Source organism: Treponema endosymbiont of Eucomonympha sp., assembly GCF_001028545.1.
In genome coordinates, this window is record NZ_BBPW01000459.1 from 1 (window position 1) to 566 (window position 566).

The 566-nt window shown below is 45.8% G+C and carries 1 protein-coding gene; it reads left to right on the plus strand.

All coding sequences use genetic code 11. The features are described 5' to 3' along the window. The first annotated feature begins 137 nt into the window (after positions 1-137). Entirely contained in the window at positions 138-551 is a 414-nt protein-coding gene (locus AWU74_RS13595; RefSeq protein ID WP_062328770.1) for an EamA family transporter, read from the plus strand. The last annotated feature ends 15 nt before the right edge of the window (positions 552-566 follow it).

The following is a 566-nucleotide window of genomic DNA, read 5'->3' on the forward strand; positions in this document are numbered from 1 at the left end:
GCGTTTCTCCGGACACGCGAATGTGATAGAGTGCTTCTCTGTGCGCCGGAATGGCGAAACAACGCCGGCAGCAAAGCGGCGTACAATATGCATTCGGCGTATGCTATGATGCTTATAGTTGAGCGACAGAGGGACTTATGTGGGTAGTATACAGTTTATTATCTGCCATTTCGTGCGCCGTAATGACTGTTCTTGCCAAAATAAATACGGAAAGAACGGACTCACGATTGCTTATCGCTTTCGTTGTGACAATAGAAATGCTCGTCTCGTGGACAGTGGTTTTGTTCTCCGGTTTGCCCGTTACGCTTGCAGGGCTTTCTAAGAGAAACATTATGCTAATCATTGCGGACGGCATAATGGCCGGCGTCTCCGGCGTATTCTTTTTCAGGGCAATGCAATTCGGCCCTGTGTCCAAAGTTATAATGGTCGATAAATCAAATCTGGTATTCAGCTTAATAATGGCGTCATTGCTGTTTCATGAGCCGGTTTTAGCGAAGTCGCTAATCGGCAGTATTTTCGTTGTTATAGGCATAGTGATATTTTCTACATAAGTGAAAACAGCGAGG